Annotated in this window: 6 protein-coding genes; all 6 read left to right on the top strand. The window is 68.2% G+C overall.

Annotated features, from left to right (window positions below; translation table 11 throughout):
* The first annotated feature begins 1,094 nt into the window (after positions 1 to 1,094).
* Complete coding sequence (locus tag ABZ260_RS43650) at positions 1,095 to 2,669, top strand: pyridoxal-dependent decarboxylase (protein WP_355629727.1); 1,575 nt, start codon at positions 1,095 to 1,097, stop codon at positions 2,667 to 2,669.
* A complete protein-coding gene (locus tag ABZ260_RS43645; RefSeq protein WP_355629724.1) occupies positions 2,666 to 4,207 on the top strand; it encodes a hypothetical protein in 1,542 nt (513 codons plus the stop codon). Before ABZ260_RS43650 ends, ABZ260_RS43645 begins: the two co-directional genes overlap by 4 nt.
* A 48-nt stretch (positions 4,208 to 4,255) precedes the next feature.
* On the top strand, positions 4,256 to 4,756 hold the full coding sequence (locus tag ABZ260_RS43640) for a hypothetical protein (protein ID WP_355629721.1): 501 nt from the start codon (positions 4,256 to 4,258) through the stop codon (positions 4,754 to 4,756).
* A 25-nt stretch (positions 4,757 to 4,781) separates the two neighbouring features.
* On the top strand, positions 4,782 to 5,564 hold the full coding sequence (locus ABZ260_RS43635) for a hypothetical protein (protein ID WP_355629718.1): 783 nt from the start codon (positions 4,782 to 4,784) through the stop codon (positions 5,562 to 5,564).
* 93 nt (positions 5,565 to 5,657) lie between these two features.
* Positions 5,658 to 6,071 (top strand): hypothetical protein, encoded by a 414-nt coding sequence (locus ABZ260_RS43630; protein WP_355629716.1) that lies wholly within the window; start codon positions 5,658 to 5,660, stop codon positions 6,069 to 6,071.
* On the top strand, positions 6,068 to 6,616 hold the full coding sequence (locus ABZ260_RS43625; RefSeq protein ID WP_355629713.1) for a hypothetical protein: 549 nt from the start codon (positions 6,068 to 6,070) through the stop codon (positions 6,614 to 6,616). Before ABZ260_RS43630 ends, ABZ260_RS43625 begins: the two co-directional genes overlap by 4 nt.
* The last annotated feature ends 73 nt before the right edge of the window (positions 6,617 to 6,689 follow it).

The following is a 6,689-nucleotide window of genomic DNA, read 5'->3' as shown; positions in this document are numbered from 1 at the left end:
GCGGGCGACGGGGCCCGGGCCGCCGGGAGTGACGTCGGGCAGGGCGGCTACCGCAACCATCGGGAACTCCTCCTCTGCAGCGGCCGGCGCGCGGCGGCTCGATAGGCCGAGGAGACGGTACGCGATCTACTGGCCTTTCGCTCCGACATCGACGACCCGGCCGTGACCGCTTGGCAGATCACGGTGGTTCCCGTCCTGGGGGAGGAACTCGCCGCGGAGGTCGCGCAGACCGGGGAGATGTGCCGGGAGGCGGGCCGGTTGCCTGATGGCGCGGTCAGCCGGGGTGATCAGGCAGGTTCGGGAGTGATGCCGTCCAGAGCCTCAGCGGGCCTGGCGCTGTCCGAAAACGTTAGAGGCTTCCCCTTTTAGTGCTGACACGCCGGGAAAGACCGACATGTCACCTCATCGAGACTTCTACCACATTTTGTAGAATGTAACCATATGCAATAAGAATGTCCTGTTAATGGGGTCGCCCGCTGAGGCGGCCTCGAATTCCGATTTCACTCCAGGTTCGTGAGAAAAACTCATAAGCCCCAAAACGGCTGAGATCCACCGAACATCCCCCATCTCAATCACCATGCGTAAGTAACTGTGGCCGGAATCTGTCACTCCACCTGCATTCGAGGTCTTGCGCCTCCCTGGCATCAATGGTTAGCTCACTTACATGACAGGCGTGCCAACGTGTACGGCGGGTGAAATTCAGGCCGAATTAATCGCGATTCGTCCACGCTAGGTCTCCTCCAGATCCCGATCATCGGCGACATCGCCGCCGGACTGATCCGAACTGCTCGAACAGGGCGTGAACAGAGGGCAATGAGGCCCTCTCATGTCATCTCCCGCCATCGTCGATCGACATTCCCCCTCGAAGTTGGACCGTTCCAATCTGCCGGAACGGCTCAGCAGCGGCACGAATGCCGCCCCCGTGCCCCCGTATGCCGAGGATCTCTTTCCCGCTCGACGCATCACCGCAGATCACGCGTTTATTCGCGAGAACCTTCATGTGATCGCCTGGGAATTCAATGCACCATGCTCGAATTCTCGTCCAGGCGCGACCACATGGGCGTTCTCGACGCCGGATCATTGGAGTCTGCTCCATGACGAGTTCACTTTCCGACGTCCAGAGTTCACTTCCAGAGCCGACGACCGGCGAAGGCTACCGGTCACCCATGCCGGGCCTCGCCGCGGCCTTCGACCCCGAACGTTTCCACGACGGCGCCGTGGACATCGTCAGCCGCCTGACGACGTATCTGGGCGACCGGTCGGTCCGGGGACTCGACCTCCTCGATCCGGCGGTGCTGCTGAAGGCCGCGCGGGAACTGATGACCCCGGAACGGCGGCGCATCGCCGACTTCGACGCCGACCGGGTGAACCAGATCGTCGACCTGTACACGGAGACCGGCATCCCGGTCTACTCACCCGGCTACATGGGACGGCAGTTCTCCGGCGTGGTGCCGCTGGCCAGCCTCATCGACCTGGTCGGCTCGGTGGTCAACCAGCCCTCCTCCTTCTATGAGGCCGGGCAGCTCCCCAACGTCGCCGAGCGGCTCATGGCCGAGGAGCTCAACCGGTTCATCGGCTGGGACCGCGACCGGTTCGCCATGGTGACGACCTCGGGGGGCTCCCTGGCCAACCTGACCGCGCTGCTGGCCGCCCGCAACCGCGCCTTTCCGCAGATCTGGACGCGCGGCGCCGGCGGCATGTCGGGTCCCCCGGCCATCGCGGTCAGTGAGGAGGCCCACTACAGCGTGACCCGGGCGGCCGGGGTGCTCGGCATCGGGGAACGGCAGATCGTCCGGCTCCCGGTCGACCGGGCCGGGCGGATCCGCCCCGATCTGGCCGGCCCGGTACTGGACGAGGCGCACCGGCGCGGTCTGCGACCGTTCTGCCTGGTGGCCACGGCCGGGACCACGTCGATGGGTGCCTTCGACCCGCTGGAGGAGCTCGCGGCCGTGGCACGCCGGTATGGTCTCTGGCTCCATGTGGACGGGGCGCACGGGGCGAGCCTGCTGCTGTCGGACCGGCACCGGGACAGGCTGCGCGGCATCGAGCAGGTCGACTCGCTGACCTGGGACGCCCACAAGATGCTGTTCATGCCGGCGCCGTGCACGCTGCTCTTCTACCGCGACGGCGCGGCGGCGCGCGGTGCGTTCCGGCAGCGCGCCAGCTACGTCTTCGACGAGGAACCGGACGTCTACAGCGCCTACGACAGCGCGGACAAGAACTTCGAGTGCACGAAACGCCCGATGATCATGCCGCTCTGGACGGTCTGGTCGGTCTACGGCCCGGCGCTGTTCGCGCAGAGGATCGACCGGCTGTGCGCGGTGGCCCGGCAGGCGTACCGGATGCTCGCCGCCGAGCCGGACTTCGCCGTGGCGCATGAGCCGGAGTCCAACATCCTGTGCTTCCGGTACCGGCCGGACGGCCTGGAACCGGCGACCGTGCACCGGCTGCAGCTGGAGATCCGCAACCGGATCCGGGGCGGCGGGCGCTTCTTCATCTCCAAGGTCGACATCGACGGGGTGGCGGCGCTGCGCGTGGTGGTGATGAACCACCTGATCGACGCCGACCACCTGGCCATGCTCATCGCCGAGATCAGGGACATCGGGCAACGGGTGCTGCGCGCGAGCGCCGCGGCCCGGCACGACCAGCGGAATGGGAGTCATTCATGACCATGACGGATTTGGACATCGCCGCCTCGACGGAGCTGGCGGCACGGCTGATCCCCGAGGAGGAGCTGCGGCCCCGCTCGGTGGACGACGTCACCCGGCTGCCGTCGTTCGCGGGGAAGCTGGAGGAGTGCGGGCGGCTCACCGGGGTCCCGTACTGCGAGTCCCCGCTCGACCTTCAGAACGCGCTGGTGTTCCGCCGGCTTCAGCAGCTCGTCGGCGTCGCCCTGCTCAACCCGCTGTGGCGCGAGCGGCTGCACTACTTCGGGGTCCGCGGCGCCCCCGCCGACATGTCCGAGTGGGAGCGGATCCCTCTCTCGGACAAGACCGTGCAGCGGGACATGTTCATGGGCGCGCGGGCCGGGATGGTCGTGCCGCTCGGCCACGGCGGGTTCGAGGTGGTGGCCAGCGGCGGCACCGGTGACGGCATGCCCCTGGAGATCGTGTACTCCCTGCGGGAGCTGCGCGACACCTACCGCATCGCCGGGGCGTTCATGGGCGCCTACCAGCTCGGCCGCTACCTGCGCGGCCCCGCGCCGCGCTGGCTGTTCACCACCCTGGCCGACTACCAGATGTGGAGCAGCGGGACCATGGTCGGCGGCGTCCTGTCCCATGTCCCGGGGGTCAACTACATCGGCGCGGGACCGGTGAGCGCGCCGGTGCTGGAGCACATGTTCTCCTACCCGGGCCACAAGGCGCTGATGGGCATCACCGCCGGCATCGCGCTCCTGCCCGAGCTGGGCGCGGGCCTGCCCCCGCACGCCAGGGAGAGCTTCCGGGTCGCCATGTACGGCAGCGGCTCCCTGCCGCAGCGCAAGCGCGACGAGCTGCGGGCGTTCTTCCCCAACGTGTCGATCCTCAGCTACTTCGCCGCGACCCAGGCCGAGTGCGTCGGGCTCCAGCTCGACCACACCTCGCCGGCGCTCTCCGCGGTGCCGGGGCTGCACCTGGTGGAGATCGTGGACGAGCACGGTCGTGCCGTCGCCGAAGGCGAGGAGGGCGAGCTGGTCGTCACCCGGCTGCACGCCGACGAGACGCCGCTGCTCCGGCTCAAGCTCGGCGATCGGATGATCCGCCGCCCCGCCCTGAACGGTCCCGGGCTGCGCGCCGAGCGATTCGAGTTCGCCGGGCGCACCGCCGACGTGCTGCACCTCAACGACAGCCAGTACTCGGCGACGCTGGCCTACGCGGCCCTGCGCGGGCGGCTGTGCTCGACGGTCGGCGTCGACCTGGACCTGGTCGCGCACGAGGTCCAGTTCCACAACCACCGTGAGGACCGGACCCTCACCCTGCTGGTGGCGGTGGACGACGCCGAGGGCACGGCCGCGGCCGTCGAGCACGCCCTCGGCCCGAGCGGGACGCGGCAGCTGTTCACCCAGGCGCTGCCGAGCTCCCTGTCGCTCTTCAACGACCGGGAGGCCAACGCGGCGGCCATCGAGCAGACCGGATACGGGTTCCGGCTGGTGTTCGTGCCACCTTCCTCACCGCAGATCGAGCGGACCACCGTCGGCAAGACGCCACTGGTCAGGGACCGGGGCTGAGCACCTGGTGGCCCGTACGCCCGAATGACATCCGACAAGGGAGGATCGATGAAAGACAGGATCAGCATCGTCGTGATGGTCGACGCCGTCGGGGCGTTGTCCGACCGGACGCTGCACAACGGCAACCTCTCGCTGGTCGACGACAGCTCGGCGGGGAGCCGGCACCAGGGGACTCCCGACCTCGTCACGGTGGTGGTTCCGGGACAGGTCGTCCAGTGGACGCCCATCCACGTGGACGTGCAGACTCCGGTCGAGATCCAGGCCATCGAGTTCCTGTCCGGTGCGACCGTCTCGCCCCCGGCCGACCAGACCGTGCCGCCGTACCCGGTGGAGCCCGGAACCGTTCCGGCACCCGCCGCCGTGCCAGGGACGGGGGCCGACGCCACCGATTCCAACGGGCACGAGAACTACGACCTCCTGGTGTGGGAGGGCATCGTGCCCTACGACATGACGCCCGGTGTCCCGTACCGGTACCGGCTCTCCCTCAAGCTCCACGAAGGACCCAACAGCGTGCTGCACATCGACTCGCCCGCGCTGCTGCGCGTGTGAGCCACGTTCTGCGAAAGGCGGTTTCATGGCCCAGCAACACGGGATCATCGTGCTCTTCGACGTCGAGAACGCGCTCCGGACGCGGTCGCTCGACGGCAACACGTACTGGTTCGACAACATGAAGTTGCTCGGCTCGGTCGGGGTGGGCACCGAGCAGCTGGTGACGATCGTGCCCGGCACCCATTTCCTCGACGGGTCGCAGGCGACCGAGCAGGTGCTGAACTGGTTGCCCGCGGCGCTGGGGTCGATCCCCCCGACGGTTCCGCGCAACTACCTGGCCGAGCAGGAACGCGCCGACGACCGGCGCACGCTGGAGGAGCTGGCCGCGCTCAGCGGCGAGGGCGGTGTGAGCGGCGCCGATCTCAAGCGGCTGCAGCAGCGGGTCGGCAAGCGCGCCCGCAAGTCGGGCGGCGGGCGCGGCCTCACCGAGGCCAAGCTGCTGGACGTCACCGGCAGGACCACGAGCAGCCCCGGCGCGTACAACTACCCGGCTCCGGTGATCACCGATATCACCGGCCAGGCCGTCACCGAGAAGATCATGTACCCGGCCCAGTACGGGTCACCCGACATGATCTACGACGGCTGGTACTGGGCCGCGACCGTGGACACGAGCCGGCCCGGGGTCTACCCGTACACGGTGCACGTCCAGCTGCACGAGCTGGTCGAGCAGGACGACGAGCTGGTCTGGGAGTCCGTGGACCTGACCTGCGAGTCCAGCCTCAAGATCATCAACGATCCGAAGCGCAACGGGTTCACCGGCGCCGGACTGGGCGTGCTGCCCCTCCCGCCCGTCCCGGCCGCCGGCTGACCTGGTCCGAACCGGAGCATTCTCGACTGAAGGAGCCGTATGCCCCCGAGGAACAGACAGTCCGAACGCCGGCCCGCCCGGCCCGTCCGGCCCGTGACGATCACTGCGGTGATCGACCCCGTGGCCGCGCTGGCGTCGGAGAACCTGGACGACAACCTCTATTTCTATGACACCAACGGGGCCGCAGGGTCCACCGGGTTCGGCACCCCCGAGTTGCACAGCCGGGTACGCAAGGGCGACACCCTGCTGTGGAACGTGATCCCGCTGGAGTGCGAGACCTACGTGGCCCTCGCCGACATCGAGATCGACCCGCGGATCGCCGAGCCCACGCGAAAGGTGTATCCCGGCACCGACATCGTGTTCTGGACCGCCGAGGTCAAGCAGGACCTCACCGAACCGGTCCCGTACCGGCTTTCGTTCCTGCTCGGCACCGTCGGCACGCCGTTCACCCCCACCGCCCGGCCGGCCCTGGCCGGTCCCGTCAACGAGGGAAAGGGAGGCCGATGACCCAGGAATACGCGGCTGCGGACTTCGCCGATCGCGGCCAGCTCAACTCCGTCCAGCTGAACGTGGTGACCCTCGTCGACATGGAGAAGGCCGCCGCGACGAAGTCCCTGGACGGCTGCCTCTACATGATGGACAACAGCGTCGGCGGGGCCGGGCAGGGCAGCGACCACCTGGAGACCATCTGCAAGCAGGGGCAGGTGATCAACTGGATCATCCGCCCGATCGACATGCACCGCCGTCCGGACGGCACCTGGCCTCCGATGCCGAAGATCAACAACCTGGTCTTCCTCGACATCGAGAAGGGCGACGAGGACGACGTCGCCGAACGCCGGATCATGACCGAGCTCAAGATCTACGGCGCTCCCGACCGGATGCGCGACCAGTACACCGCCGTCTACTACTACTGGGCCGGGGCGGTGATGAGCGACGCCCGGCCGGGGCTCTACCGCTATCGGTTCGTCCTGGAGCTGGAGAAGGAGCACGGCACCGACAAGCTGTACCTGAACTCGGCCCGTTATCCCGCCCTGCGGGTAATGCCCGTCTGACGGTCTCCGGGACCGCGAGCACGATGCGGTGAAGGTGGAGGTCATGGTCGCCGCCGGGCGGCGACCCAGACCC

It is taken from the genome of Streptosporangium sp. NPDC006013, from assembly GCF_040614275.1.
Taxonomy (GTDB): domain Bacteria; phylum Actinomycetota; class Actinomycetes; order Streptosporangiales; family Streptosporangiaceae; genus Streptosporangium.
The sequence above is the reverse complement of the archived record's forward strand: the minus strand, read 5'-3'. Positions and strand labels throughout refer to the sequence as shown.

Bases quoted from the DNA above. Each gene is read 5' to 3' on its own strand.
- ABZ260_RS43650 (WP_355629727.1), top strand. From the start codon at position 1,095: ATGACGAGTTCACTTTCCGACGTCCAGAGTTCACTTCCAGAGCCGACG.
- ABZ260_RS43635 (WP_355629718.1), top strand. From the start codon at position 4,782: ATGGCCCAGCAACACGGGATCATCGTGCTCTTCGACGTCGAGAACGCG.
- ABZ260_RS43640 (WP_355629721.1), top strand. From the start codon at position 4,256: ATGAAAGACAGGATCAGCATCGTCGTGATGGTCGACGCCGTCGGGGCG.
- ABZ260_RS43625 (WP_355629713.1), top strand. From the start codon at position 6,068: ATGACCCAGGAATACGCGGCTGCGGACTTCGCCGATCGCGGCCAGCTC.
- ABZ260_RS43645 (WP_355629724.1), top strand. From the start codon at position 2,666: ATGACCATGACGGATTTGGACATCGCCGCCTCGACGGAGCTGGCGGCA.